The organism is Nocardia sp. NPDC003269, assembly GCF_042888005.1.
Lineage (GTDB): Bacteria > Actinomycetota > Actinomycetes > Mycobacteriales > Mycobacteriaceae > Nocardia.
Window position 1 is genome coordinate 1603412 of sequence record NZ_JBIAPA010000001.1, and the last position, 25163, is coordinate 1628574.

Annotated in this window: 24 protein-coding genes; 9 read left to right on the forward strand and 15 right to left on the reverse strand. The window is 68.7% G+C overall.

Annotation, left to right across the window (positions count from 1 at the left end; all coding sequences use genetic code 11):
* Nucleotides 1-55 precede the first annotated feature (55 nt).
* The gene (locus ACFYWJ_RS07340) at nucleotides 56-595 is read left to right on the forward strand and encodes a hypothetical protein (RefSeq protein WP_355274587.1); all 540 of its coding nucleotides are present in this window, start codon (nucleotides 56-58) and stop codon (nucleotides 593-595) included.
* A 10-nt stretch (nucleotides 596-605) separates the two neighbouring features.
* Here ACFYWJ_RS07340 and ACFYWJ_RS07345 read toward each other — a convergent pair whose 3' ends face one another.
* The 3 genes from ACFYWJ_RS07345 to ACFYWJ_RS07355 form a co-directional block, all read right to left on the reverse strand.
* Nucleotides 606-953, reverse strand: coding sequence for a hypothetical protein (locus ACFYWJ_RS07345; protein WP_355274584.1), 348 nt, complete (start codon nucleotides 951-953; stop codon nucleotides 606-608).
* Nucleotides 954-1042: 89 nt separating this feature from the next.
* Complete coding sequence (locus tag ACFYWJ_RS07350) at nucleotides 1043-2140, reverse strand: SPFH domain-containing protein (RefSeq protein WP_355274581.1); 1098 nt, start codon at nucleotides 2138-2140, stop codon at nucleotides 1043-1045.
* A gap of 2 nt (nucleotides 2141-2142) precedes the next feature.
* Nucleotides 2143-2364 (reverse strand): hypothetical protein, encoded by a 222-nt coding sequence (locus tag ACFYWJ_RS07355; RefSeq protein ID WP_355274578.1) that lies wholly within the window; start codon nucleotides 2362-2364, stop codon nucleotides 2143-2145.
* Nucleotides 2365-2484: 120 nt separating this feature from the next.
* On the opposite strand from ACFYWJ_RS07355, the gene ACFYWJ_RS07360 reads away from it, so the two are divergent.
* From ACFYWJ_RS07360 to ACFYWJ_RS07375, 4 genes are all read left to right on the forward strand, one after another.
* On the forward strand, nucleotides 2485-3108 hold the full coding sequence (locus ACFYWJ_RS07360) for a DJ-1/PfpI family protein (protein WP_387161103.1): 624 nt from the start codon (nucleotides 2485-2487) through the stop codon (nucleotides 3106-3108).
* Complete coding sequence (locus ACFYWJ_RS07365) at nucleotides 3105-3554, forward strand: MarR family transcriptional regulator (protein WP_355274572.1); 450 nt, start codon at nucleotides 3105-3107, stop codon at nucleotides 3552-3554. The genes ACFYWJ_RS07360 and ACFYWJ_RS07365 overlap by 4 nt, the downstream gene beginning before the upstream one ends.
* Before the next feature lie 67 nt (nucleotides 3555-3621).
* The gene (locus tag ACFYWJ_RS07370; RefSeq protein WP_355274570.1) at nucleotides 3622-6711 is read left to right on the forward strand and encodes a TIR domain-containing protein; all 3090 of its coding nucleotides are present in this window, start codon (nucleotides 3622-3624) and stop codon (nucleotides 6709-6711) included.
* Between the two features lie 18 nt (nucleotides 6712-6729).
* Nucleotides 6730-7296, forward strand: coding sequence for a hypothetical protein (locus ACFYWJ_RS07375; protein WP_355274567.1), 567 nt, complete (start codon nucleotides 6730-6732; stop codon nucleotides 7294-7296).
* 58 nt (nucleotides 7297-7354) lie between these two features.
* Here the strand turns inward: ACFYWJ_RS07375 and ACFYWJ_RS07380 are convergent, their stop codons facing one another.
* The 5 genes from ACFYWJ_RS07380 to ACFYWJ_RS07400 form a co-directional block, all read right to left on the reverse strand.
* Nucleotides 7355-7903 (reverse strand): YceI family protein, encoded by a 549-nt coding sequence (locus tag ACFYWJ_RS07380; protein WP_355274564.1) that lies wholly within the window; start codon nucleotides 7901-7903, stop codon nucleotides 7355-7357.
* A gap of 25 nt (nucleotides 7904-7928) precedes the next feature.
* On the reverse strand, nucleotides 7929-8549 hold the full coding sequence (locus ACFYWJ_RS07385; RefSeq protein ID WP_355274561.1) for an FMN reductase: 621 nt from the start codon (nucleotides 8547-8549) through the stop codon (nucleotides 7929-7931).
* Nucleotides 8546-9637, reverse strand: a complete 1092-nt coding sequence (locus tag ACFYWJ_RS07390) for an LLM class flavin-dependent oxidoreductase (RefSeq protein ID WP_355274558.1) — start codon at nucleotides 9635-9637, stop codon at nucleotides 8546-8548. Before ACFYWJ_RS07390 ends, ACFYWJ_RS07385 begins: the two co-directional genes overlap by 4 nt.
* Nucleotides 9638-9833: 196 nt before the next feature.
* Nucleotides 9834-11525: an AAA family ATPase gene (locus tag ACFYWJ_RS07395; protein WP_355274555.1), complete on the reverse strand. Its 1692-nt coding sequence runs from the start codon at nucleotides 11523-11525 to the stop codon at nucleotides 9834-9836.
* Nucleotides 11526-11637: 112 nt separating this feature from the next.
* Complete coding sequence (locus ACFYWJ_RS07400) at nucleotides 11638-12396, reverse strand: HAD-IIA family hydrolase (RefSeq protein WP_387161426.1); 759 nt, start codon at nucleotides 12394-12396, stop codon at nucleotides 11638-11640.
* Between the two features lie 165 nt (nucleotides 12397-12561).
* On the opposite strand from ACFYWJ_RS07400, the gene fgd reads away from it, so the two are divergent.
* On the forward strand, nucleotides 12562-13572 hold the full coding sequence (gene fgd / locus ACFYWJ_RS07405; RefSeq protein ID WP_355274550.1) for a glucose-6-phosphate dehydrogenase (coenzyme-F420): 1011 nt from the start codon (nucleotides 12562-12564) through the stop codon (nucleotides 13570-13572).
* Here fgd and ACFYWJ_RS07410 read toward each other — a convergent pair.
* The 3 genes from ACFYWJ_RS07410 to ACFYWJ_RS07420 all read right to left on the reverse strand — a co-directional run bounded on the left by ACFYWJ_RS07410 (nucleotide 13532) and on the right by ACFYWJ_RS07420 (nucleotide 15405).
* On the reverse strand, nucleotides 13532-14425 hold the full coding sequence (locus ACFYWJ_RS07410) for a TIGR03619 family F420-dependent LLM class oxidoreductase (RefSeq protein ID WP_355274548.1): 894 nt from the start codon (nucleotides 14423-14425) through the stop codon (nucleotides 13532-13534). The two genes, fgd and ACFYWJ_RS07410, sit on opposite strands and share 41 nt — an antisense overlap.
* Nucleotides 14422-14820, reverse strand: coding sequence for a MerR family transcriptional regulator (locus tag ACFYWJ_RS07415; RefSeq protein WP_355274545.1), 399 nt, complete (start codon nucleotides 14818-14820; stop codon nucleotides 14422-14424). Before ACFYWJ_RS07415 ends, ACFYWJ_RS07410 begins: the two co-directional genes overlap by 4 nt.
* A gap of 78 nt (nucleotides 14821-14898) precedes the next feature.
* Nucleotides 14899-15405, reverse strand: a complete 507-nt coding sequence (locus ACFYWJ_RS07420) for a nitroreductase/quinone reductase family protein (RefSeq protein WP_355274541.1) — start codon at nucleotides 15403-15405, stop codon at nucleotides 14899-14901.
* Nucleotides 15406-15479: 74 nt separating this feature from the next.
* Here ACFYWJ_RS07420 and pta point away from each other — a divergent pair, with 74 nt between their 5' ends.
* Complete coding sequence (gene pta / locus ACFYWJ_RS07425; protein WP_355274538.1) at nucleotides 15480-17558, forward strand: phosphate acetyltransferase; 2079 nt, start codon at nucleotides 15480-15482, stop codon at nucleotides 17556-17558.
* Nucleotides 17555-18757, forward strand: a complete 1203-nt coding sequence (locus tag ACFYWJ_RS07430) for an acetate kinase (RefSeq protein WP_355274535.1) — start codon at nucleotides 17555-17557, stop codon at nucleotides 18755-18757. The genes pta and ACFYWJ_RS07430 overlap by 4 nt, the downstream gene beginning before the upstream one ends.
* Here ACFYWJ_RS07430 and ACFYWJ_RS07435 read toward each other — a convergent pair.
* From ACFYWJ_RS07435 to ACFYWJ_RS07445, 3 genes are all read right to left on the reverse strand, one after another.
* The gene (locus ACFYWJ_RS07435) at nucleotides 18754-21090 is read right to left on the reverse strand and encodes a serine/threonine-protein kinase PknG (RefSeq protein WP_387161428.1); all 2337 of its coding nucleotides are present in this window, start codon (nucleotides 21088-21090) and stop codon (nucleotides 18754-18756) included. The genes ACFYWJ_RS07430 and ACFYWJ_RS07435 overlap by 4 nt on opposite strands.
* Nucleotides 21091-21231: 141 nt before the next feature.
* The gene (locus ACFYWJ_RS07440) at nucleotides 21232-22194 is read right to left on the reverse strand and encodes a glutamate ABC transporter substrate-binding protein (RefSeq protein WP_355274530.1); all 963 of its coding nucleotides are present in this window, start codon (nucleotides 22192-22194) and stop codon (nucleotides 21232-21234) included.
* Complete coding sequence (locus tag ACFYWJ_RS07445) at nucleotides 22191-23672, reverse strand: hypothetical protein (RefSeq protein WP_355274528.1); 1482 nt, start codon at nucleotides 23670-23672, stop codon at nucleotides 22191-22193. The genes ACFYWJ_RS07440 and ACFYWJ_RS07445 overlap by 4 nt, the downstream gene beginning before the upstream one ends.
* Nucleotides 23673-23801: 129 nt before the next feature.
* Between ACFYWJ_RS07445 and ACFYWJ_RS07450 the strand changes: the two genes are divergently transcribed.
* Entirely contained in the window at nucleotides 23802-24434 is a 633-nt protein-coding gene (locus ACFYWJ_RS07450) for an NUDIX hydrolase (RefSeq protein ID WP_355274525.1), read from the forward strand.
* A 5-nt stretch (nucleotides 24435-24439) separates the two neighbouring features.
* Here ACFYWJ_RS07450 and thiE read toward each other — a convergent pair whose 3' ends face one another.
* A complete protein-coding gene (gene thiE, locus ACFYWJ_RS07455) occupies nucleotides 24440-25141 on the reverse strand; it encodes a thiamine phosphate synthase (RefSeq protein WP_355274522.1) in 702 nt (233 codons plus the stop codon).
* Nucleotides 25142-25163: the final 22 nt, after the last annotated feature.

Consider the following 25163-nt stretch of genomic DNA (forward strand, 5'->3'; position numbering starts at 1 on the left):
GCAGCGCGCCAGGCTATCGACGTCGGATGTCCTGGCGCGCTGTTAGTTTCGGGTGATGGACGCCGAAGAACTCCAGGCTTATTACGCCGAGAACGATCGTCGTAGGCAGCGGGCGAAAGAGCTCTTCGACGAGCGCACCTGGACTTTCCCGATCGACGACGCGATCGTGGCGTGGGCAGGGCGGATCTTCACCGGGCCCGCCGCCGAGCTGCCACTGCGCGAGGAGCACCGGGGCCCGTGGTCGGCGGAGGTCGGTTACGCCACGGCCATCGGTCTCACCGGGGTCATGGGGAAGATTCTCGATCGCGCGGTCGCCGACGGCATCGTGTCGCTGCCCGAACCGGGTCGGATCGACTCGGCCTACTCGACGCGGCACGAGTACTACGAGACCACCGACGGCATCGGTTACGGCTTCTATCCCGCCCGGACCGACGAGCTGATCGTCTACAGCGGCTCGGCGGTGAAGTTCGAGGCGATCGAGCGATGGCCCGAGGTCGGCCCGGGTGCCGCGGTGCGGGTCGTGCGCGAGGTGATCGCGACCTTCGACACTCCGCGGCCGGGGTTCCAGCAGGCGCCGTCGAACTGGCGGGGCTGACCCGGCGGCGCTACAGCGGGACCGCCGTTTCGAGGATCCCGATCACCTCGTCGAGCTGGCCGATGACGAAAAGCTCGGTGCCGGTGTCGGTCTCGATGAGCAGGCGGGTGCGCAGGCCGCCGCTGAACAGGCCGCCGTCCGGGCTCTGTCGGCCGACGGCACGCACCTGGCTCAGGGACACCTCCCAGCGCTTGCCGCCGGTGAGCGCGTCCAGGTGGTTGGGCACGAAGAGCAGGCGGGCTCCGGTCAGGTAGAGGCGTCCACCGACGGCCCTGCCGCCCTGCGTTCGATTGGCGAGTTGCTGCCAGATCACCTTCTCGGAGGCGTCCAGCTCGGGGCTGCCGATCCACAATCCCATCAGTCATTCCTTGCGTCGATCCCGGCGTTCGTGCCAGAGAATCGACATCCGGCCGGGCGCCGTTAATGGCGCCCGGCCGGATACCGGGATCAGGCGCTGTCGGTATCGCCGTTCGACAGCGCCTTCTGCAGGGAGTTGAAGACGGTCAGGCCCTGGCCGACCATGCCGTTGACCAGTTCGCCGACGCCGTCGGGGCCGTTGAGGACGGTGAGATTCGCGTTGGCGAGGCCGTTGGAGGCCTGCTTGACGATCTCGGGCAGCTGCTCGATGAGCAACTGGTCCAGGGCGATCCGGTTGTTGGAGGCGGCGGCCTCGGCCTGGATGCGGGTGCGGTCGGCCTCGGCCTCGGCGAGGATGCGGACGCGTTCCGCCTCGGCCAGTGCGGGTTTCACGACTTCGGCCTGCAGTTCCTGTTCCCGCAGTTCGGCGTTCTTGCGGGCCTGCTCGGCCTGGGCGGTGAGGACCTCCTGCCGGGCGATGGCGTCGGCGAGCGGACCCGCCTGGGCCGCTTCGGCATTGGCCTTGTCGATATCGCGCTGGTACTGCGCCTTGAGGATCGAGGTCTCCCGCTCGTACTCGGCCCGGCGGCGCAGCGACTCCTGCTCGGCCTCGGCGGCGCGCTGGGCGGCCTGGGCCTGGGCGATCTGGGCGTCGCGCTGCACGGCCGCGTTGTGCGGTGCGGCCAGGGCGTTGATGTAGCCGAGGTTCCCGTCGTCGATCGACTGGATCTGGAACGAGTCGACCCACAGGCCGATATTGCTCATCTCCACCTTCGAGGCGAGCAGCACCTCGTCGGCCAGCTTCTGGCGCTCGCGGATGATCTCCTCGACCGTCATCGAGCCGACGATGGAGCGCAGGTGGCCGGAGAAGATGCGGCCGGTGAGCACCGACATCTCCTGCTCCTGCTCGGACAGGAAGCGCTGGGCCGCGTTGACGATCGAGGAGGTGTCGTTGGCGACCTTGAACGCGATCACCGCGCGCACATCGAGCTGGATGGCCTGTTTGGTGACGCAGCGTTCCCTGATCTCGGATTCGAACATGGCCAGCGAGAGGTAGCGGACCTTGCGGAACAGCGGCACCACCCAGGCGCCGCGGCCGATGACCACCTTGAAGGGGGCGTTGTCCTTGGTCTTGGCGCCGCTGACCAGCATCGCCTCGTCGGGATCGGGAACGTGATAACCCAGCATGTTCAGTCCTCCTTGGTGAGCGGAATCCAGGCGACGACGTCGACCAGCCGGCCGGGATGCACCGCGACTATCAGTACGGTGGCGCCGGCCGCGAGCGGCTCGTCGGCCCGCGCGAGGTAGGTCTCGGTTCCCCCGCGGATCGCCACGAGTACCTCGCCCAGCGCGCCCGCGGCCCGGATCGGTGACGTGAGGGTGCCCGTCAGGCCGTGTACCGGGTCGGTCATCGCGCTGAGTCTCCTTGTCTCGCACCGAGTGACGTCAGCGTACGGCGGACGGCCTTTCGGTGGGTTTCAATTTTCTTATTGACAGCAAGCTGTCAAATATGACAGGATACTGTCATGACGATGCGAACAGTTCACATGGCCGTGTACAACACCCTCGCCGACTGGGAGGTGGGCGCCGCCACCGCGCAGCTCGCCAATGGCAGCTGGCATCGCGAGCCGGGCACCTTCCAGGTGAAGACCGTCGGGTTGACCACCGAACCGATCACCACGATGGGCCGCCTGCGGGTCACGCCCGACCTCGCGCTGGCCGATCTCGATCCGGCCGACAGTGCGATGCTGATCCTGCCCGGCGCCGATCTCTGGGAGGGCGAGGAACTGGTGCCGTTCGCGGACAAGGCGCGCGAGTTCGTCGCGGCGGGCGTGCCGGTCGCCGGCATCTGCGGAGCCACCTTCGGCCTGGCCAAGGCGGGCCTGCTCGACGACCGCGCGCACACCTCCAATGCCGCCGAATATCTTGTCTACAGCGGATACTCGGGCGCCGAGCACTACGTCGACGCACCGGCTGTCACCGACCGGGACGTGATCACCGCCGACGGCATGTCGCCGTTCGAGTTCGCCAGGGAGGTCTTCACCCGGCTCGATGTGTCCGAGCCGCACGTCATCGAGGCGTGGTACCAGCTGTTCGCGCACCGCGACCCCGCGGCCTACGCCGTGCTCGCCGAATACGAAGCCGCACACGCGTGACAGCCCGCGACCAGGAACTCTTCTCCACCGCGGCGATCACCTCGTTCAAGCTCAACGGCCAATTCCTCGCCATCGCCGAGGAATTGGCCGCCCCGGCCGGCCTGACCGCCGCGTGGTGGCAGGTCCTCGGCGCCGTCCTCGCCGAACCGCTCCCGGTCGCGGGCATCGCCCGCGCGATGGGCATCACCCGCCAGAGCGTCCAGCGCATCGCCGACCTGCTCGTCGACAAGGGCCTGTGCGAATACCGCCCCAACCCGGCGCACAAGCGGGCCAAGCTCGTGGCCGTCACTGCGGCGGGCCAGGCCGCCGTGCAGCGGATCAATCCGCAGCACGCAGTGATGGCGCGGCGGCTGGCCGACGCGCTCGGACCAACAGAGTTCGCGGCTACCGTCGCGACGCTGACCCGCCTGTCCGCGGTGCTGGACGCGATCGCCGACGCGGGCTGATCCAGCGCGCACGGCGGCATGACCTGCGCATGATCGAATATCGCGGCGGTCACGTGGCGAGCGAGTAGTGCATTACCCGCGACACCGGGGTGGTGGGTACGTCACGCTTGGATGGTCCTGGTTCCCTCGGCCAGGCGCCAGCTCGGACAGGGAGACGGCCGTGACGGCTGACCTGGAGGCCGGCCTCACCCAGCCTCGGCAAGCGGCGTTCGACTACGACGCCTTCATCTCCTATACCCACCGGGACCGGCCGGTGGCGGCCGGGATCCAGCGGGGATTGCATCGGATCGGCAGGCGGGTCGGCAGGCTGCGGGCGCTACGGGTGTTCCGGGACTCGACCGATTTGACTGCCAGCCCGGATCTGTGGGGCAAGGTCACCGCGGCGATGGATCGGGCGAGGTACCTGATCGTGGTGCTGTCGCCGCAGGCGGCGGCGTCGCGGTGGGTCGACCGGGAGGTCGCCCACTGGCTGACGGTCCATGGTCCCGATCGGCTGATGTTCGTCCTCGCCGACGGGCAATTGCGGTGGGACGAGGCCACCGCTCGCTTCGATCCGGACCACTCCGATGCCGCGCTGCCCGTGCTCACCAGGCCGGGGGCCCTGCCGACCGAGCCGTTCTACGTCGATGTCGGCGACGACGCGCCGTGGGACCCGACGGAGCCGCTGTTCCGGGAGAAGATCACCGACCTGGCCGCGCCGATCCACGGCAAGGACAAGGCCGAGCTGGCCGGCGAGGACGTGCGTGAGCTGCGCCGCTTCCGGCGTTTGCGGCGAGCCGCCGTCGCCGGGCTGGTCGTGCTCACCGTGCTGGCTCTGCTCGCGGCCTCGATCGCCTTCGTGCAACGTCGTGAGGCGGAAAACCAGCGCAATGAGGCCATCCGGCAACGGGATACGGCCATCGGCCTGCGCTTGGCCGGCGATGCCGAGTCCATGCTCAACGGATCGAAGTCGCGCGACGACGAGCGCGCCATCATGCAGGCGCTCGCTTCGGAACGGCTCGCGCCGGGCGCCGACCCCGGGGTTCTCATCCGGACGCTGAAGCAGCTGTCGAACACCGACCGGATCATCCGGGTCGGGAAACCGTACTTGTCCGGCTTGACCATTCAGCCCGAGGGTGGCATCGACCCGATGCGCATCGGCGTGGTCTGGAGCGCGGCGATCAGTCCGGACGGTCGCCGCATGGTGACCGGTGGCTCGCGAGTTCAACTGTGGGACACCGAAACCGGGCAGCCGATCGGTGATTCGTTCCCGAATCTGCTGTCCGTGACAAGCGTCGCGTTCAGCCCGGACGGCCGGAAGATCGTCGCGGGTGGGCTCGGCATGCAGCTGTGGGACGCGGAGTCGCGGACCCGGATCGGGACCTTCGACGGGCATCGCGGCATGGTGCGCAGCGTCGGCTTCAGCGCCGACGGTTCCCGGGTGGTCTCCGGCGGGGCCGACAAGACCGTGCGGATCTGGGACGCAACCACCCGGCAGCAGGTGGGAGCGTCGATGAGTGAGCACACCGGCCACGTGCTCGGGGTGGCGTTCAGCCCGGACGGTCGCCGGATCGTCTCCGGTAGTGGCGACGAGTCGGTGCGGATCTGGGACGCGCAGCGCCAGACGGCGATCGGCGGGCCGCTCGCTATCGGCGACACAGTGAATTCCGTCGCTTTCAGCCCGGACAATCGCCAGGTCGCGGTTACCGCGCAGAGCGGCGTCCGGCTGTTCGATCCGGATTCCGGCACGGTGGGCGACCCGCTCCCGGCCGACGGTCATGACACGGGCATGGCGGTCACGTTCAGTACGGATGGACGGCGGCTCGCCGCGGGCGGCATCGGCGCGGTGGTTCACCTGTGGGACACCGAGACCCGCGCGTCGCGCGGGTACGCGACGGGGCACACCGGATGGGTGATGAGCGTGGCGTTCAGCCGTGACGACGCTCGGCTGGTCTCGAGCAGCCTCGACGGAACGGTACGGATCTGGCACACCGACACCCACGCTTCCGGCGGTCACCGCATCACGGGACCGAATATCGGTGCCGGCCTTCCGGTTCCGTCGAGTGTGGCCTTCGCGCCGGACAGCCGCCGAATGGTTGCGGGCTACCGCGATGGTTCGCTCTGGCAGTTCGAGACCGACACCGGGCGGCCCGTCGGCACGCCGATGCGTGGGCACACCGGTCCGGTCGAGGTCACCGCGGTCAGTGCCGACGGCCGCTGGATCGCCTCCGGGGGCACCGACCGGACCGTCGTCGTCTGGGACGCGGCGTCCGGTGCACGGGATCGAACGCTGAGCGGGCACAGGGCCCGGATCCGTGCGCTCGCCTTCAGCCCGGACGGCGGACGGCTGATCTCCGAGAGCGGGGACGGTGCGGTCCGGCTGTGGGACCTGGCTGGCGGCGGCGCCGACGGTGTGCCGTTGCCAGGCAGCGCAGGTGGGATCATGAGTCCGGTGTTCAGCCCGGACGGAAGGGTCGTCGCGGCGGGTGGTGCGGACAAGCTCGTCCACCTGTGGGACACGGCCACCGGCGGCCATCTGGCTGGACTGACCGGGCACGAATCCGAGGTGACCTCCGTCGGATTCAGCGGGGACGGCGCCACGATCGTCTCTCTGAGCCAGTTCTCGGTGCGCATGTGGGACGCCCGGAACTACGAACAGCTCAGCTCACCGGTGACCGGGCCTGACGTGTCGGGCAGCCTGACGGTCAGCCCTGTCGGCGATTTCGCCGTCGTCGGCGGATCGAAAGCGTTGCGCCGCTGGAGTATTCCCACCGGGACGCCGATCGGCACGGCGATGCAGGGCCACTCGAACCTAATCGGCGGGGTCGCGGTAACCGCCGACGGCCGGATCATCGTCTCCGGCAGCAAGGATCGCACCCTGCGGTTCTGGGACGCCGCGACCGGAATGGCGATCGGTGATCCTCTGGTCAGCGGCGAAGATGATGTCGCCAGGGTCGCGTTGAGTGCCGACGGCAGGCGCATCCTGGCGCTGCACATCGAACCGGGCGACTACGTCAGCGCCTGGTTGTGGCCGGGACCGACGGCCTGGCACGACGACCTGTGCGGCAAGGTGTCGCAGAACATGAGCCACGCCCAGTGGCGGGACTGGATCTCGAAGGACATCGACTACATCCAGGTCTGCGACCAGCTCCCCGTACCGCCCGACAACACCGGCTGAGAAGAACGAAGGCATGCCATGTTGGATTCTGTCGCCCGCCTGCGGGTTATCGTGTCGACCGCAATGCTCGCCGCGGTCTTGCTCAGTGGTTGCGGCAGCGGCGAGGAAGTGAACAGCCTCGACGCCTACGTCAGGTCCGAGTGTGAGATCACGATGCGCACCCAGACCCGCTTGCATGATCTGAGCCGCCGGATGATGGAGGTGGGCGGCCCGACCATCCAGACCGACCTCGCCACCATCATCGCGGAGATGGCGCGTGCCTACGAAGACCTGCTGGCCGATGTGGAGAAACTGGGCGCACCACCGAACGGGGAGAGCTCGGGCACCGATGAACAGGCTGTGGCCGCCACCCGCCTGTCCGCGCGGGAACTGGCGGACAGCGCGAACCGTATCCGCTCGGCCACGTCACAGGAAGCGCTGGACTCGGCCTTCGAGGACTTCCAGCAGGTGCTCGCCGCAATCGCCACTCGCGGGCTCGAACTCCAGCAGCAGCAGAAGCAGCCGACACCGGAGCTGGACAAAGCGCGCGCCGCGGTCCCGGGCTGTGCGGCGGCCATGAACCCCACGGCGCCGGGCGGCGGCTGACGCAGCACGACGCCCCCGGCGCCGGAGTGGCGACGGGGGCGTCGAACAGGGGCCGGGGTCAGCTCTGGAGGCCGACCTCGATCTCGAGGGTGAGGGTGATCTTGTCGCCGATGACGGCGCCGCCGTCGGGGAGCGGCATGTCGATGTCGAGGCCGAAGTCGCGGCGGGAGACGACGGTCTTGGCTTCGAAGCCGGCGACCGGGCCGTTGCCCATGCCCTCGTTGACGCCGAGGAACTCGACCTCGAGGGAGACCGGCTTGGTGTTGCCGCGGACGGTGAACTCGCCGTCGACGACGAAATCGCTGCCCTCGCCACGGAATCCGGTGGACTTGAAGGTCATCACCGGGAACTGCTCGGCGTGGAAGAAGTCGGCGGTGCGCAGGTGGCCGTCGCGCTGGGCGTTGTCGGTGGTGAGGGAGTCGACGCGGATCTCGGCGGTGGCCGAGGCGGTGCCGTCTTCGCCGATGACGAGGGCGCCGTCGAAGTCGGTGAAGCGGCCGCGGACCTTGCTCACCATCAGGTGGCGGACCGAGAAGCCGACGGTCGAGTGGGTGGGGTCGATGGCCCAGGTGCCCGCGGTGAGGCCGTTGGCGATGGCGGTGGTCATGGGAACTCCTTGTGGGGGTTGGGTTCTAGCGCGGAAGGTGGGCGGCGAGCAGATCCGCGAACGGGGTCGGCTCGTCGTACGGGTCGGCGGGTCCGGTGGCGGGCCTGCCGAGGATCTGGGTGGCGAATTCGGCCGCGGCGCGGTCGATCCTGTTGTTGAGCGACTGGTCGGCGCCGTTGGCGCCCCAGTCCGTCGACGCGGCGTACACGGCGGTGGGTACGACGATCGAGCGCAGGTAGGCGAACAGCGGACGCACCGCGTGTTCGAGAGCGAGCGAGTGCCGTTCGGTGCCGCCGGTGGCCCCGGCCAGCACCGGCTTGCCCGCGAGCGAATCCGGTTCCAGCACATCGAAGAAGGTCTTGAACAGACCGCTGTAGGAGGCGCTGAAGATCGGGGTCACCGCGATCAGGCCGTCGGCGGTGACGACCTGATCGATCGCCGACCGCAGCGCCGGGGCCGGGAAACCGGTGATCAGGTTGTCGGCCAGGTCGCGGGCGTGATCGCGCAGGTCGACGAAGTCGAGTTCGACCTCGGCCCCGGCGGCGCGCAGCTCGCGTGCGGTGGCGGTGGCCAGCCGGTCGGCCAGCAGCCGGGTCGACGAGGGCTGCGAGAGCCCGGCCGACACCACCGCGATGCGGGTCGTCATGCGGTCACCTCCGTGGACGTCTTGGCGGCGAGCAGTGATTCGTGGGTCGGGGCGTCGGGGACGTGTGCGGGACGTCCGGCGGCGAATTCCTTGCGCAGCACCGGAATCACTTCCTCGCCGAGCAGGTCGAGCTGCTCGAGCACCGTCTTCAGCGGCAGGCCCGCGTGGTCGACCAGGAACAGCTGGCGCTGGTAGTCGCCGAAGTGCTCGCGGAAGGTGAGCGTCTTCTCGATGACCTGCTCCGGGCTGCCCACGGTGAGCGGGGTCTGCTCGGTGAACTCCTCCAGCGACGGGCCGTGTCCGTAGACGGGCGCGTTGTCGAAGTACGGGCGGAATTCCCGGATCGCGTCCTGGGAGTTCTTGCGCAGGAACACCTGTCCGCCGAGGCCGACGATGGCCTGGTCGGCGCTGCCGTGGCCGTAGTGCTCGTAGCGGCGCCGGTACAGCTCGATCAGCCGCTGGAAGTGGTCGGTGGGCCAGAAGATGTGGTTGGCGAAGAAGCCGTCACCGTAGTAGGCGGCCTGCTCGGCGATCTCCGGGCTGCGGATGGAGCCGTGCCAGACGAACGGCGGGACGTCGTCGAGCGGGCGCGGGGTGGAGGTGAACGACTGCAGCGGGGTGCGGAACTTGCCCTCCCAGTCGACGACGTCCTCGCGCCAGAGCCGGTGCAGCAGGTGGTAGTTCTCGATGGCCAGCGGGATGCCGTCGCGGATGTCCTTGCCGAACCAGGGGTAGACCGGGCCGGTGTTGCCGCGGCCGAGCATCAGGTCGACCCGGCCGTCGGCCAGGTGCTGCAGCATCGCGAAGTCCTCGGCGATCTTGACCGGGTCGTTCGTGGTGATCAGCGTGGTGGAGGTGGACAGCATGATCTTGTCGGTGCGGCCCGCGATGTAGCCGAGCATGGTGGTCGGCGAGGACGGCACGAAGGGCGGGTTGTGGTGCTCGCCCATCGCGAACACGTCGAGCCCCACCTCCTCGGCCTTCTGCGCGATCGCGACCATCGCCTTGATCCGCTCGGCCTCGGTGGGGGTGCGGCCGTTCGTGGGGTCGGTGGTCACATCGCCCACGGTGAAGATTCCGAACTGCACGGGCCCTCCTCGACTCGCTTTGGTTGCCATGGCAACTATAACCAGCGAGGGTGGGAACCTATTCCGCTGTGAGGCAGCTCACATAATTGAACAGCTCGGGCTTGATGGTCGAAGGTGTAGACCATCAAGCCTGACTATGTTGCAACGATGTCTGCTCAGGGAAAATGTCTCGATGACCAGGATCGGTGGTTCGTGGCTATAGGAAGCGGTCTACTGGTACGGCCGAGAGCGTCTTCTCGAATTCCAGATCAAGCCATTCGATGATATCGATCATGTGATGTCCAATATCAGCACCGAGCTCGACTCTTGATGCGAGTTCCGGCTTGATTCGCTCAAGTTGGGTGCGGTCGATACCGAGCACCCCGTCCTCAATTCCGATTTCCAGTTTGGTTGTGGTATCTCTGATCAGTTCGTCTGGCAGGTATCGTTCAATTCCGACAAATCTCTGCCCGAGCTTCGGGTTGCACAATTCCTCCGGGCATGTGATTGCTCTGGAAAATTGATGGCACGACAGCGCTTTGCTGTACTTATCCTCGGCTTTTCGATCCTCCCAATCTCTCAGGACGAGAATAAAAGCCTCGTCTGGCCGTGCTGAGAGGGCTGCGGTATTGCTCTTGAGGTAGGAAAGTAAGGCGTCGCCAGATGTGCCGTTCTCTAGGTCGTCATCTGGCGATACGATCCGCCATCGCGGTCGCATGTTTGCTTTCTTGATTGCTGCCGTCAAGTAAATCTTGTCGGTTCTTCCCTCGACAAGCAAGAGTGGCTCGTCTGCGAATGTAACCAGCGGGTGCCGGAACGAGGTAATTCTCAATTTGGCTGTAGTTTCGAGTGCCGATCGGCTGCTGCTCATTGCTACATGTGATCCGCCAGTGCTTGCCGACACGATCAATGCATTTGGTGCTGCTCGAACAAAGTCGTCGTCGTGGGTGGTGAGTAGAGATTGGCGACGTTCGCTTTCGGAGTAGCGCCGAAGGTCTGAGGCGAATCTGGTCCGCAATCCGGCATGTAGGAATGACTCAGGCTCCTCCAGTCCCCATATGCTCGCCTGGGCCCATCCGAAATTCCGCTTCCTGGCTGCGCTATCCTGCAGGTCAAGAAAGTGAAGAAGGGCAAAGGCTTGGGCTCCGGATCCCTCCTGCGCAAGTTCGTGTGCGATGTCAGTGTTTGCAATCGCATTCATGCCCAACTCGAAAGCGAGTTCGCCAATGTCTTGAGGTACAGCCGCAGAAATTTGAAGTCCCTGTATGCCTTCCGATACGAATCTCGACACAGGTTCAAACATTTGATTTGCGGCGGCGGTTAAGTGTTCCAGGAAGTCGTCTGACTGGCGATATGTATTCTTCCAGCTCTTCATAATCTCAGGCTTCAAGGCCTCGAGTATTTCGGTGATCTTATCCGCGGGACGTACGTGATTTGTTACGTAGTGGTATTTTATCGACCGAATGAGCGATGTAACTGCGGCATGGTCGCTCGCAGACTTGGGTGCATTGAGACCGTCGATGCTTGGGCCAAAGGATACGGCGCACTGCGGAGTATTGCTGGGATCAAGGGTCCATTCCTTGTATACAGCAATCTTGTGCGCTAATCCATGGGTGCGAAAGAAGTCCTGAATTCCTTTGAGTCCGAACGTTGGGGGGTAATTAAGGTGGACTCCCACTCCGATCTTCTTCTTGGTCTTCCGGGGGAGGTGTGCGCTTAGGTCTCGGGTAAAGTCGATCGGTTGCCCGTCAATCGAGTCGTTGAAGAATAGGTCCAACGCTCTTAGGATGTTCGATTTTCCCGCCGAGTTTAGCCCTAGAATGGGTAGTGCGTCACCGGGGGTGTCAATCCATGTCTTCCGAAAAGAGCGAAAATTCTCGATATGGATACCCTCGATAATATTTCCCACCCGGTTATCCTCGCATCTTTCTATTATGTGGACGTATTCACGACCAGAATGCATCATCCTGGTTGCAGGTTTGGATCAGATCTAGCATAGCTCTGACGCGGAATTGGCGACCTTACTCCGGGAAGGGGGTGCGGGTGCGGCCGATCAGGTCGGCGACCGAGTCGACGACCAGGGTGGGCCGGAAGGGGTACTTCTCGACCGAGGTCTTGGTGGAGATGCCGGAGGTGACCAGGATCGTGCGCAGGCCGGCTTCCAGGCCGGAGATGACGTCGGTGTCCATGCGGTCGCCGATCATCACCGTGGTCTGCGAGTGGGCGCCGATCCGGCGCAGCGCCGAGCGCATCATCAGCGGGTTCGGCTTGCCCACGTAATAGGGGTCCTTGCCGGTGGCGTGGGTGATCAGCGCGGCGACCGAGCCGGTGGCGGGCAGCACGCCGTCGCGGGACGGGCCGGTCGCGTCGGGGTTGGTGGCGATGAAGCGGGCACCGCGGTCGATCAGGCGGATCGCGGTGGTGATCGCCTCGAACGAATAGGTGCGGGTCTCGCCGAGGACCACATAGTCGGGGTCGACATCGGTGAGGACATAGCCGATCTCGTGCAGCGCGGTGGTCAGGCCGGACTCGCCGACCACGTACGCGGTGCCGTTGGGGCGCTGGTCGTCGAGGAAGGTGGCGGTGGCCAGCGCCGAGGTCCAGATGGATTCCTCGGGGATGTCCAGGCCGGTCTGGCGCAGCCGGGCCTGCAGATCACGCGGGGTGCGGATCGAGTTGTTGGTGAGGACGAGGAACGGGATCTCGTTGTCGCGCAGCTCGGCGAGGAATTCGTCGGCGCCGGGGATCAGTTGATCCTCGTGCACCAGCACGCCGTCCATGTCGGTCAGGTACGACAAGATCTGCTCATCCTTGGCGGTCACCAGCTAATCATCCGCTAAAACCGGCGGCGGTGCGAGCCACCGCTACCGGAGAAGTCGGCGGCGGTGTTGGTTAGTGTCGATGCGGCAGGGGCCGCGACGAAGCGAACGACAGGAGTGGCTGAGATGGTTGATCTCAAGCTCGGATACAAGGCATCGGCAGAGCAGTTCGGGCCGCGTGAGCTCGTCGAGCTGGCGGTGGCCGCCGAGGAACACGGTCTCGACAGCGCGACCGTCAGTGATCACTTCCAGCCGTGGCGGCACAACGGCGGGCACGCGCCGTTCTCGCTGGCCTGGCTGGCCGCTACCGGTGAGCGCACCGAGCGCATCATGCTCGGCACCTCCGTGCTCACCCCCACCTTCCGCTACAACCCGGCGGTGATCGCCCAGGCCTTCGCCACCTTCGGCTGCCTGTACCCGGGCCGGGTCATGCTCGGTGTCGGCACCGGTGAGGCGCTCAACGAGATCGCCACCGGTTACAAGGGCGAATGGCCCGATTTCAAGGAGCGCTTCGCCCGCCTGCGTGAATCGGTGTCGCTGATGCGCGCGCTGTGGACCGGCGAGCGCACCGATTTCGACGGCGAGTACTACCACACCGTCGGCGCCTCCATCTACGACGTGCCCAAGGGCGGCATCCCCGTCTACATCGCCGCGGGCGGCCCGGTCGTGGCCCGCTACGCCGGTCGCGCGGGCGACGGTTTCATCTGCACCTCGGGCAAGGGCATGGACCTCTACACCGAGAAGCTGCTGCCCGCCGTCGCCGAGGGCGCGGCCAAGGCCGAGCGCGACCTCGCCGGCATCGACAAGATGATCGAGATCAAGATCTCCTACGACACCGATCCCGAACTGGCGCTGCAGAACACGCGCTTCTGGGCCCCGCTCTCGCTGAGCGCCGAGCAGAAGCACGACATCACCGACCCGATCGAGATGGAGGCCGCCGCCGACGCGCTGCCGATCGAGCAGGTCGCCAAGCGCTGGATCGTGGCCAGCGATCCCGACGAGGCCGTCGCCCAGATCAAGCCCTACCTGGACGCGGGCCTCAACCACCTGGTCTTCCACGCCCCCGGCCACGACCAGCTGCGCTTCCTCGACCTGTTCAAGCGCGACCTGGCCCCGCGCCTGCGCGCCCTGGGCTGACCGTGAGCGCGAACCGCTCGGCCAGTTCCGACATCTCGTCGAACTGCCGGGCGGGTTCGCTCGCCGTCGCGCCGACGACGATCCGCGTGACACCCTGGGAGGCAAGGCCTTCCACGCGTTCGGGCGGCATATCGATCGAGCCCCAGCGGGTGTAGTCGATCGCCGCCGGGTCGCGCCCGGCCGCGATCGCGGTGTCGCGCACCAGCTTCCATTGCTCAGCCCGCTCCAGCGGGGCGAGCATGCCGCCGGGGAACCAGCCGTCGCCGTGTAGGCCCGCCCGGCGCGCGGCGGCCCGGCTGGAACCGCCGACGTGGATCGGCAGCCGGGCCGTGCCGTAGGGCTTGGGATAGCTGGTCAGCTGGGCGAAATCGAAGAACTCGCCGTGGAATTCGACGCCGTCGGCATCGCCGGACCACAGCGCCCGCAAGACCTGGATGGCCTCGTCGGCCCGCCTGCCGCGACTGCGATAGTCGACCCCCACTGCCGCCGCCTCAGCGGGCAGCGCGCCGAGCCCGACGGTGAGCAGGCGCATCCGGCCGCGCGAGAGCTGGTCGATGGTGGCCAGCCGTTTGGCCAGCACCACCGGATGCCGGTACGGCAGCAGCAGCACGCCGGTGCCGAGGAGCAGTCGGCTCGTCGACGCGGCGACGAAACTCAGCGTGTCGAGCGGGTCGACGAATGCCAGCGTCGGATCCAGTTCGATCGCGCCGACGGTCGCGCCGGGATGCAGTGCGATGTGGTCGGGCAGGTAGAGCCCTTCGAACCCGCACCGTTCGGCGTGCTGGGCGAAGGCGACGAGCCGATCGGGGTCGGTACCGTAGAGCGGGGTGTTGTAGCTGATCGCGAACTTCACTGGACGACCGATCGGCGGAGGCCGCAGGCGGGCTCGCCCGGCTCGGCGGCGAGAGCGTCGGCGAGCTGGGCGGCCAGTTGCCCACGAATGGTCGCGAGGCGCCGGGTGGCCGCGTCGACCTCGTCGAGTTTGCGGCGTAACTCCTCGACGGAATCGGGGCAGCCGTCGCCCGAGCCGTCGCCGGCCCGCAGGCAGGCGACGAACGGGTGCATGTCGGCCAGTTCGAAGCCGACGGTGCGCAGCGCGTGGATCTTGTGGACGACGCGCAGTTCGACCTCGTCGTAGACCCGGTAGCCGTTGCTGTCGCGGCGCGGTTCGACCAGCCCGTGCTGCTCGTAGTAGCGCAGCGCGCGAGCGCTGGAACCGGTGCGTTCCGCCAGTTCGCCGATCAGCATGCGACCTCCTCGATGACCGTGGCCGTCAAGGTAGACCTTGCCGTCGGCGTCAAGGCAAGAACGCCGCGGCGGCTCGGGTTATGCCCGGCGCAGGGCGAACATGCGCAGGTTGCGGGTGGTTCGGTCGCGGTAGGCGGCGTAGGCGCCGGTGATCTCGATGAAGCGGGCGAAGAGGGGGTCCTTCTCCGCGTCGGGGACCGGGGTGGCGACGACGGGGATGCGCTCGCCCGCGATGGCCACGGTGGCCGCCGGGTTCGCCAGCAGGTTCCCCGTCCAGGCCGGGTGGTGCTCCTGGCCGAAGTTGGAGCCGACCACGTAGAGGGTGTCGCCGTCGTGCACGTAGAGCAGCGGCTGGGTGCGCTGCGCGCCGGACTTGCGGCCGGTGGTGGTAAGCAGGATCACCGGGGCGCCGATCGGGCCGAGCACGGTGTACTTGGCGTCGGTCCGTTCGAGCAGGGCCCGATCCAGCGGGGTCACCGTGCGGATCAGCCAGGAACCCGGCTTCGTCGCGGCGAAACGATTGGCGGCGCGGGACAGGAGATTGGTGCGCGAACCCCACTGCCGATCCGGGAACTGCGATGTCATGGGCCGGACTATAACGCGGCCGATCGCGCCACACCGAACCCCCGAATCGCCATCGATTAACTAAGCTCGCGACCATGGTCGAACATGCCACGTCCACCGTGTACATCGCTTCACCCGAGGGTGACACCGGAAAATCCACCGTGGCGCTCGGCGTGCTCCAGATGGTGTGCGCGACCGCCGCGCGCGTCGGGGTGTTCCGCCCGATCACCCGCTCGACCGCCGAGCCCGACTACATCCTCGAGCTGCTGCTCGAGCACAGCACCGCCGATATCGGCTACGAGCAGGCCATCGGCGTCACCTACGAGGACGTGCACCGCGACCCCGACGCCGCGATCAGCGAGATCGTGATGCGGTTCCACGATGTCGCCAAGGCCTGCGACGCGGTGGTGATCGTCGGCAGCGACTACACCGATGTCGCCAGCCCGAGCGAGCTGCGCTACAACGCCCGCATCGCGGTGAACCTGGGCGCGCCGGTGTTGCTGGTGGTGCGCGGCGCGGACCGCACGCCCGCCGAGGTCAAGCAGCTGGTGGAATTGTGTTCGACCGAGCTGGCCGCCGAGCACGCCCAGCTGGTCGCCGTCGTCGCCAATCGATGCGCGCCGGACGAGATCGACGAGATCGGCAGCGCCCTGGCCGGTTTCGACGTTCCGTCGTGGACGCTGCCCGAGGTGCCGCTGCTGATGGCGCCGACCATGGGCGAGCTGTGCGGCGCCATCGACGGCGAGATCTACAGCGGCGACCCGGAACTGCTCCAGCGCGAGGCACTGCGGATCATGGTCGGCGGCATGACCGCCGAGCACATCCTGGAACGACTATCCGACGGAGTGGTCGTGATCGCCCCGGGCGACCGCTCCGATGTTCTGCTCAGCGTGGTGAACGCCCATGAGGCGGCGGGCTTTCCGTCGCTGGCCGGGGTCATCATGAACGGCGGCATCCGCCCGCATCCGGCCATCGCGCGCCTGATGGAGGGCCTGCACCCCAAACTGCCGATCCTCACCACCGAACTCGGCACCTACGACACCGCCAGCGCGGTGCACCGCACCCGCGGCCGGATGTGGGCGGGCAGCCCGCTCAAGGTGGACACGGCGCTGGCGCTGATGGAAGAGCGCGTCGACGCGCCGGAACTGTTGCGGCGCATCCAGGTACCGCCGTCGAACGTGGTCACCCCGCAGATGTTCGAGTACCGGCTGATCGAGCGGGCCAGGGCCGATCGCAAGCGGATCGTGCTGCCCGAGGGCGACGACGACCGCATCCTGCGCGCCGCGGGCCGGGTCTTGCAGCGCAAGATCGCCGACCTCACCATCCTCGGCGACGAGACCGCGGTGCGCGCCCGCGCCGCCGAACTCGGTGTCGACATCGCCGCCGCGCAGGTGCTCGATCCGCGCACCTCCGGCTACCTCGACGAATTCGCCGCCGAATACACCGAATTGCGCAAGCACAAGGGCATGACGCTCGAGCGCGCCCGCGAAACCATGGCCGACATCTCGTATTTCGGCACCATGATGGTCTACAAGGGGATCGCCGACGGCATGGTCTCCGGCGCCGCGCACACCACCGCGCACACCATCCGGCCGTCCTTCGAGATCATCAAGACGGTGCCCGGCGTGGCGACGGTGTCGAGTGTGTTCCTGATGTGCCTGGCCGATCGCGTCCTCGCCTACGGTGACTGCGCGGTGGTCCCCGATCCGACCTCGGAGCAGCTCTCCGATATCGCGATCTCCTCGGCGGGCACCGCGGCCCGGTTCGGGATCGACCCGCGGGTGGCGATGCTGTCGTACTCGACCGGGTCCTCGGGGTCCGGCGCCGATGTCGACAAGGTCCGGGTCGCCACCGAGCTCGTGCGGGAACGCGCACCGGAACTGCCGGTGGAGGGTCCGATCCAGTACGACGCGGCGATCGAGCCGACGGTGGCCAGCACCAAGCTCCCCGATTCCGAGGTGGCCGGGCGGGCAACGGTTTTCGTCTTCCCCGACCTCAATACCGGCAACAACACCTACAAGGCCGTGCAGCGCAGCGCGGGCGCGGTCGCGATCGGCCCGGTGCTGCAGGGTCTGCGCAAGCCGGTCAACGACCTCTCGCGCGGCGCGCTCGTCGCCGACATCGTGAACACCGTGGCGATCACCGCCATCCAGGCGCAGGGAGAAGACGCGTGAGCGACCTGGTATTGGTGCTGAACTGCGGCTCCTCCTCGATCAAATACCAGCTGCTGCACGCGGATTCGGCCGAAGTGCTGGCCTCCGGGCTGGTCGAGAAGATCGGTGAGTCGCACGGCGGCCGGATCGTGCACGAGTGCGGTGACCGAAAGCTGGTGCACGAGGGCGTCATCGCCGATCACCGGGCCGGTCTGCGCCGGGCGTTCGAGATGTTCCAGGAGACCGGCATCGACCTGGCCACGATCGGGATCGGCGCGGTCGGGCACCGGGTGGTGCACGGCGGCGAGGTGTTCTGGCAGCCGACGCTGATCACCGACGAGGTGCTGCGCACCATCGACGAGCTGTCGGTCCTCGCGCCGCTGCACAATCCGGCCAATGTGATCGGCATCGAGTCGACCAGGGAGCTGCTGCCCGGTATCCCGGAGGTCGCGGTGTTCGACACCGCCTTCTTCCACACCCTGCCGGAGGCGGCCAAGACCTACGCGATCGACGCGAAACTGGCTGCCGCGCACGGTGTCCGCAAGTACGGCTTCCACGGCACCTCACACCAGTACGTGTCGGCGAAGGCCGCCGAATACCTGGGCAGGCCGGTCGAGGAGCTGAACCAGATCGTCTTCCACCTCGGCAACGGGGCATCGGCCTCGGCCGTGGCCGGGGGCGTCGCGATCGACACCACCATGGGCATGACCCCGCTGGAGGGCCTGGTGATGGGTACCAGGCCGGGTGATCTCGACCCCGGGATCATGCCGCACCTGATGAATGTCGCCGGGCTGGATCTGCCCGCGGTCGAGCAGCTGCTCAACCGCAACTCCGGCATCAAGGGCCTGTCCGGGGTGAACGACTTCCGCGAGCTACAGCAGCTCATCGACAACGGCGACGCCGCCGCGAAGCTGGCCTACGACGTCTACATCCACCGCCTGCGCCGCTACCTCGGCGCCTACCTGGTGGAACTCGGCGGCGTCGACGCCATCGTCTTCACCGCGGGCGTTGGGGAGAACAGCGCGTCGGTGCGCGCGGACGCCCTCGCCGGCCTGGCGAACCTCGGCATCGAGGTCGACCCGGTCCGCAACGAGACCAGAACCCCCGGCGTCCGGCACATCTCGCCGGAGTTCGCGCCGGTGCACGTGCTGGTGGTGCCGACCAACGAGGAGCTCGCGATCGCCAGGGCCGCGCACGAGCTGGTCGGCGGGTCCGCCTAGAACCAGGACTTCGCGCGCAGCGAGTTGGCCAGGTCGACCAGGGCGTAGCGGTGCACGCGATCGGGGGCGTTGCGGGCCAGCGCGCGCAGGCCGGTCTCGGTGCCGTCGCGCAGATCGCGTTCGTCGAAGGGGCGGCCGAACAGCTTGGCGTCCTTGCGCTTCGGGGTGTTCCCGGCCTGTAGCCAGGCCAGTGCCGTGCCCTGCACCAGGGTGCGCATGAGGGTGGATCGGTGCTCGCCGGGCGGGATGGACTGGGCGCGCGAGGCGGCCAGGCGCAGCACCTGCTCGTCGAGCCGGTCGACGGGAGCGCTGGTGAGCAGCAACAGGATCGCGGTGGTCTGGGCGGTGGTGAAGTGCCGCGAGGCCGCGGGGACGTCGTCGAGGGCGTGCACCGCCTCGCCGACCCGGCCCGCCACCGCCAGCTGCCTGGCCAGGCCGAAGGCGGCGCTCACGACGGCGCGGTCGGTGCGCCACACGGTGTCGTAGTAGCGCTCGGCGAAGGCCCGCCACTGTTCGGGCGCGTCGGAATCCCAGTGCTGCAGAATCAGTTCCGCGGTGGCGGCCAGTGCCAGCTTGGGTGCGATCTCGCCGGGCAGCACCCGCAGCACCGCCTCGAAGGCGGCGAAGGCGGCCTCGTAGTCGAGCTCGAGCAGGTGCGCCTGACCGGTGAACCAGTCGGCGCGCCAATCGGATTCACCGGAGACACGGTCGAGCAGGTGCAGCACCGCGGCCGATTCGCCGAGTTCGAGCCGGGCCCGCGCCTCGGCGAAGACCAGTTCGCCCGCCAGGGTCTCCGGCGCGTTGTCCGGGTCGGCCTCGGCGCGTTCGCGGGCCTCGTGCAGGGCCTCCAGCACCCGCTCCGGGTCCAGGTTCGCGGTCGCGGCCAGCAGCGGAGCCGACGGATCGGCCGGGTCGATCAGCGGAATCGGCAGCGCGGCGACCACATCACCGGAGTCGAGCAGCGGTGAGCGGCCGACGCCGTCGAGGTAGGAGTCGGTCTGGCTGATCAGTTCCTCGGTGCCGAAGCTGGTGCGCTGGGGACTGAACACGGTGGACAGCTGGGGATGCTCGGCGCCGGTGTCGTAGGCGAGGATCTCCCGCAGCACCCCCGCCAGCTGGGCCGACATCGCCCGCGCCGACGGAAACCGCCGGGCTGGATCGGGGTCGGTGGCGGTGAGCAGGAACCGGTGGAAGAACTCGTAGCGGGCCAGCAGCGGCTCGTCGGCGGGGTCGGGGATGCCGTCGAGATAGCGGCCGTGCTCGGTGGGCAGCGCCAGGGTGAGCGCGGCCAGGGTCCGGCCGACCGTGTGCACGTCGGAGGCCGGGGTCGGACCGGTCCTGGCGATCTCGGGCGCCTGGAAGCCCTTGGTGCCGTAGAGGTTTCCGTAGGCCTCGATGGTGGCGACCGCGCCCAGGTCGATCAGCTTCACCTGGTCCTCGGTGATCATCACGTTGTCGGGCTTGAGGTCGTTGTAGGTCAGGCCGATCGAGTGCAGGTGGTCCAGCGCGGGCAGGATCTCCAGCACGTAGGCGATGGCCTCGGCCAGCGGCATCCGCTCACCGACGGGCTTGGCGTCGAGGATGTCGCGCAGCGAGTGCCCGCCGACGTACTCCATGACGATGTAGCCGGTGCTCGATCCGTCGGCCGCGGTGTGCTCGACGAAGTTGTGGATCTTGACGATGCTCGGATGCGCCACCTCGGCCAGGAACTGGCGCTCGGCCACCGCGACGGCCTGTGCCTCGGCGTCACCGGCGTGCAGCAGGCCCTTGAGCACCACCCACCGGTCGCTGACATTGCGGTCGATGGCCAGGTAGATCCAGCCGAGCCCACCGTGGGCGATACAGCCCTGGATCTCGTACTGCCCGGCGACCATGTCGCCCTCGTGCAGCGACGGCCGGAAATCGTAGGCGGCGCCGCAGGTGGCGCACTGCCCGGCCGAGGTCCCGGCGTGCGTCGCGGTCGAGCGGCCGACCGGGTCGCCGCAGCGCCAGCAGAACCGCCTGCCCTCCGAGACCACCGGATCGGCCAGCACCGCCTCGCGCGGGTCGGCCGGGGTGACGGTGGGGATCGGCACCAGGCCGGCGCCGAGCCTGCGGGTGGGGCGCGACCTGGCGGTGCGCACACTGCGCCCGGACCTGGACGTGCTCGGCCCGGTCTGGGCGCCGGAGGGCCAGGCTGCGTCGCCGGAACCGGATCGCGGTGGGGTGGCCTGGGTGCCGGGCGGTTCGGTCACCGCGTGCGCGGCGCGCTGGGTGGCCGGTGGCTGGTCCGGTGCGGCGGGCCTGACCGCGATCTCGGTGGGCGCGTGCCCCGCCTGGATCGGCAGCGGCATGGTCTCGTCGTCGGCCGGAGCTGGCGGCAGCGTCCAGCCGCCGGGCAGCTCGCCTTCGGGCCGGTGGGCCAGCTGGGTCGGTTCCTGCCGCGCCGGATCCTCTTGCGCCGGTTCACCGTTCGTCGGTGTGGTCATCGTCGATCAGTCCTGGTACGTCGGAGCGGGCGGGCTCGGCGTCTCGCCGAGGGAGGCGAGCCAGCGGCGGTGGATGCGCGTCCAGGTGCCGTCGTTGCGGATGCGCTCCAGGGTGGCGTTGACGAAGCGGACCAGGTCGTCGTCGCCCTTCGGGATGCCGATGCCGTAGGGCTCGGCGCTGATGCTCTCGCCGACGACCTCGGTGTAGGGGTCCTGCGCGGCCAGGCCGGCCAGGATCGCGTCGTCGGTGCTCACCGCGTCGACCTGGCGCTGTTGCAGCACCACCAGGCAGTCCGCCCAGGTCGGCACCGTCAGGATGGTGGCGGCGGGCTGATCGCGGCGGATGTGGTCGAGCGAGGTGGTGCCGCGCACCACGCACACCCGCTTGCCCGCCAGGTCGGCCAGGCTGTTGATGCCGGAGTTCTTCACCGCGAGCACGCGCTGGTCGGCGCGCAGGTACACGGTGGAGAAGGCCACCCGCTGGCGGCGCTCGCAGGTGATCGTCATCGTCTTGGCGATCAGGTCGACGGTGTGGTCCTGCAGCGCCCGTTCGCGCTCTTCCGAAGCGAGGCTGCGGTATTCGATCAGATCGGGGTTGCCGAGCAGGTCGCGCGCGATCTCGCGGGCGATGTCGGCGTCGAAGCCGACGATCCGGCCGGTCAGCGGGTCGCGGAAGCTGAACAGGTTGCTGCCGGCGTCGAGGCCGACGATCAGCCTGCCGCGGGCGCGGATGGCGTCGATCGTCGGACCGCGCGAGGTGCTGGGGCGCAGGCTGGCCGTCGGGTCGCCGCACTGCTCGCCGCCGCGGGCGGGCACCGGGGTGTCGGTGCCGATCGGGATCGCCTTGGCGGGCAGGGGCGGTTCGGAGTAGACGCTGTTGTCGTCCGGTGCCGGGGTGCTGTCGGCGCAGCCGCCGAGCAGCGCCGCCGCCGTGAGCAGCAGCGCCGCGGCGATCCGCCCGCGGCTCACCGGTACTCCCGCAGCCGGGGCCAGAGCCCGAGCGCGACGCAGACCGCCGCGACGATGCCGAGGACGAACGCGCCTGGGGCGAGGAAGGCCAGCACGTCGATGGCCTGGGAGACCTTGTCGCGCAAGGTGTCCCTGGTCGCCGCGGCGGCCTTGTCCAGGGCGCGGTCGATCGCGTCGACCTGGGCGGCCGCGTCGGCGGCGCTCGGTCCGGTGGCGACCGCGGCGGCGCCGGTGAAATCGCCGCGCGCGAGGGTGTCGTTCATCCGCTGATGCGCGGACTGCCAGCGCGCGAGCGCGGCGCGGGCGTCGGCGACCTCGGTGCGCGCCGGCGCGTCCTGGGGGTAGCCGGCGAGCAGTTCGGTGAGCCGGGTGGTGTTGGTGTCGAAGATGCGGTCGTAGTCGCCGGTGGCGTCGCGGCGGACCAGCTTGACCATCTCCGCCGACCTGGCCTGCTGCACCAGGATGCGGCTCTCGGCCAGCCGGGCGGCGGGCACCGCGCCCTGGTCGCGGCAGCGCATCATCGACACCGCCGACACCGAGCCGGCGGCCACCGTCCACACCAGCGTCAGCGCGAGCGCGCCGGTGCCGATCAGCAGACCCATGTTGAACACCCGGCGCGAGCGCTTGGCCAGCTCCACCTGGACCCAGAGCAGGGCGCCGAGGGTCGCCATCAGCAGGACGATCGCGGGCCACGGCGGCAGCACGTGCCGGTGCTGGGCGGCGGTGACCGCGTCGAGGCGGTGGTTCTCCAGCTCCTCGGCCATCGGCAGCAGCGTCGTCTGCATCTGGTGCGACGCCTCGCTGAGGTAGGCGGCGCCGACCGGGTAGCCGTTGCGGTTGTTGGCGCGCGCGGTCTCGATCAGGCCGGTGTAGACCGGCAGCCCGGTCGCGATGCCGGTGCGGAGCTTGCGATCGGTGCCCGACGGGTCGGCGGCCTCCTCGACGGAGATGTGCCCGGCCTGGGTCACCAGTTCGGCGGCGGCCTCGCCGATGGCCTGGGTGTAGCGGTCGCGCACGGCCTTCGGCTCCAGCCCGCCCGCGATGAACGCGGTGCCCGCGGCGGCGTCGGCGATGGAGAGCGAGGTGTAGAGGTGATTGGCCGAGTGGGCGTCGGGTTCGGTGTCGTCGAGCAGGACGCCGAGAGCTTGCTGGCGGTCGCTGACGGTCGTCGAAGTCACCGCGCCCGCGGTGACGCAGAGCACCATCAGCACCAGTCCGGCAGCCACCAGCCGGCCCGGTGACGATTGCACGAAGCCGCGCATCCGGGCGGGGTGGAACTGCGCACGCAGCGCCTTCACATCCGGCGCGGGCGGCCGGTCGACGACGATCGCCGGTTTCCGCAACGCGGCGCGGCGGCCCGTCACCGGCTCGGCCGCGGCCGCCACCGAGCCCTGCGCACCCTGCGTGGCCTGCGACGACGGGCCGGAACGAACGGCCGCGACCTCGGTCGAGGCATCGCGATTCCCGGGTTCGACCATCGTTCACCTCCCCGTGCTGTCCGCGCACCCCTCGTGGTGCGGAGTTTATTGTGGTCCTACCGGTGGCGCAGCCCCTCAGACACCCCCGAAGCGGTTGCTGCTCGGCTGCTACGGAGGAAAGAGTATTGGATGCGCGGTGACGGAGACGGCTGGTCGAACAGTCCGGGCGGAGTTCGGCACTGGGGCAAGTACGGCGCGGCGGGTTTGTTGCTGCGCGCGCCGCTGCCCCGGGGTGGGTCGGCGGTGCTGCTACAGCACCGGGCGCCGTGGAGTCATCAGGGCGGTACCTGGGCGATCCCGGGCGGCGCGCGCGATTCCCACGAGAGCGCCGAGCACGCCGCGGTCCGGGAGGCCTGGGAGGAAGCGGGCATCACCGCCGACGCGCTGCGCGTGCGGGCCGAACGGCTGACGATGACCGCGCCGAGCGGCTGGACCTACACCACCGTGCTGGCCGACGCCGAGTTCCCGCTGCCCACCGTCGCCAACAAGGAGAGCTCCGAGCTGGTCTGGGTGGCCGAGGAGGAGGTCGACGACCTCCCGCTGCACCCGGGTTTCGCCGCGGCGTGGGTGGAGCTGCGCGCGGCGCCGCTGCGTCTGCGCTTCGCCGCCGAGCCCGTCGCCGACCTGCCCCGGACCGTCGAAGTCGCCGATCGCGGGTTCTTCTGGCTGCACGCGCAGCCCGACGGACCCGGCGACGAGGTGACCATCGGCCCGGAGCCCAGCGATGACCTGGCCGAGGCGCTCACCGCGCTGCTGACCTGAATCCGTTATCCCGACGCGGCGACCAGCGCCTGCTTGAGCTCGCGCGCCGCGGCTTCGGGATCGGCGGCCGCGGTGATCGCGCGGACCACGACGATCCGGCGCGCACCGGCGGCGAGCACCTCGGGCAGGCGTTCGGTGTCGATGCCGCCGATCGCGAACCACGGCATCGTCGGGTGCCCGTCGGCGGTGGAGCGCACCAGATCGATGCCTGCCGCCTGGCGACCCGGCTTGGTCGGGGTCGTCCAGATCGGGCCGGTGCAGAAGTAGTCGAGATGACCGTCGATCGCCGCCAGGCCCGCCTGGGCGCGACTGTGGCTCGACCGGCCGATGACGACATCGGGGCCGAGGATGCGCCGCGCGTAGGCGGGCGGGAGATCGCCCTGTCCGAGATGCAGGACGTCGGCGCCGGCGGCCAGCGCGATATCGGCGCGATCGTTCACCGCGAGCAGCGCGCCGTGCCTGCGGGTCGCGGCCTTGATCTCGGCGAGCGCGCCGAGCTCGGCCTTGGCCTCCAGCGGGCCGAACTCGGCCTCACCGGGCGACCCCTTGTCGCGGAGCTGGACGATGTCGACGCCACCGGCTAGCGCGGCATCGACGAAACGGGCCAGATCGCCCTTCTCCCGGCGCGCGTCGGTGCACAGATACAGCAGCGCGTTCGACAGGCGCTCCCTGGGCGGGACGGAACGATTCGGATGGGAGGGCTGCACAGTGTCGACGGTAGTCGCGCTA

What these genes read in the sequence shown, in the direction of transcription:
- ACFYWJ_RS07340 (WP_355274587.1), top strand. Translation starts at nt 56, where the DNA reads ATGGACGCCGAAGAACTCCAGGCTTATTACGCCGAGAACGATCGTCGT.
- ACFYWJ_RS07345 (WP_355274584.1), bottom strand. Translation starts at nt 953, where the DNA reads ATGGGATTGTGGATCGGCAGCCCCGAGCTGGACGCCTCCGAGAAGGTG.
- ACFYWJ_RS07350 (WP_355274581.1), bottom strand. Translation starts at nt 2,140, where the DNA reads ATGCTGGGTTATCACGTTCCCGATCCCGACGAGGCGATGCTGGTCAGC.
- ACFYWJ_RS07355 (WP_355274578.1), bottom strand. Translation starts at nt 2,364, where the DNA reads ATGACCGACCCGGTACACGGCCTGACGGGCACCCTCACGTCACCGATC.
- ACFYWJ_RS07360 (WP_387161103.1), top strand. Translation starts at nt 2,485, where the DNA reads ATGCGAACAGTTCACATGGCCGTGTACAACACCCTCGCCGACTGGGAG.
- ACFYWJ_RS07375 (WP_355274567.1), top strand. Translation starts at nt 6,730, where the DNA reads ATGTTGGATTCTGTCGCCCGCCTGCGGGTTATCGTGTCGACCGCAATG.
- ACFYWJ_RS07380 (WP_355274564.1), bottom strand. Translation starts at nt 7,903, where the DNA reads ATGACCACCGCCATCGCCAACGGCCTCACCGCGGGCACCTGGGCCATC.
- ACFYWJ_RS07385 (WP_355274561.1), bottom strand. Translation starts at nt 8,549, where the DNA reads ATGACGACCCGCATCGCGGTGGTGTCGGCCGGGCTCTCGCAGCCCTCG.
- ACFYWJ_RS07400 (WP_387161426.1), bottom strand. Translation starts at nt 12,396, where the DNA reads ATGGACGGCGTGCTGGTGCACGAGGATCAACTGATCCCCGGCGCCGAC.
- fgd (WP_355274550.1), top strand. Translation starts at nt 12,562, where the DNA reads ATGGTTGATCTCAAGCTCGGATACAAGGCATCGGCAGAGCAGTTCGGG.
- ACFYWJ_RS07415 (WP_355274545.1), bottom strand. Translation starts at nt 14,820, where the DNA reads ATGCTGATCGGCGAACTGGCGGAACGCACCGGTTCCAGCGCTCGCGCG.
- ACFYWJ_RS07420 (WP_355274541.1), bottom strand. Translation starts at nt 15,405, where the DNA reads ATGACATCGCAGTTCCCGGATCGGCAGTGGGGTTCGCGCACCAATCTC.
- pta (WP_355274538.1), top strand. Translation starts at nt 15,480, where the DNA reads ATGGTCGAACATGCCACGTCCACCGTGTACATCGCTTCACCCGAGGGT.
- ACFYWJ_RS07435 (WP_387161428.1), bottom strand. Translation starts at nt 21,090, where the DNA reads ATGCCGCTGCCGATCCAGGCGGGGCACGCGCCCACCGAGATCGCGGTC.
- ACFYWJ_RS07445 (WP_355274528.1), bottom strand. Translation starts at nt 23,672, where the DNA reads ATGGTCGAACCCGGGAATCGCGATGCCTCGACCGAGGTCGCGGCCGTT.
- ACFYWJ_RS07450 (WP_355274525.1), top strand. Translation starts at nt 23,802, where the DNA reads ATGCGCGGTGACGGAGACGGCTGGTCGAACAGTCCGGGCGGAGTTCGG.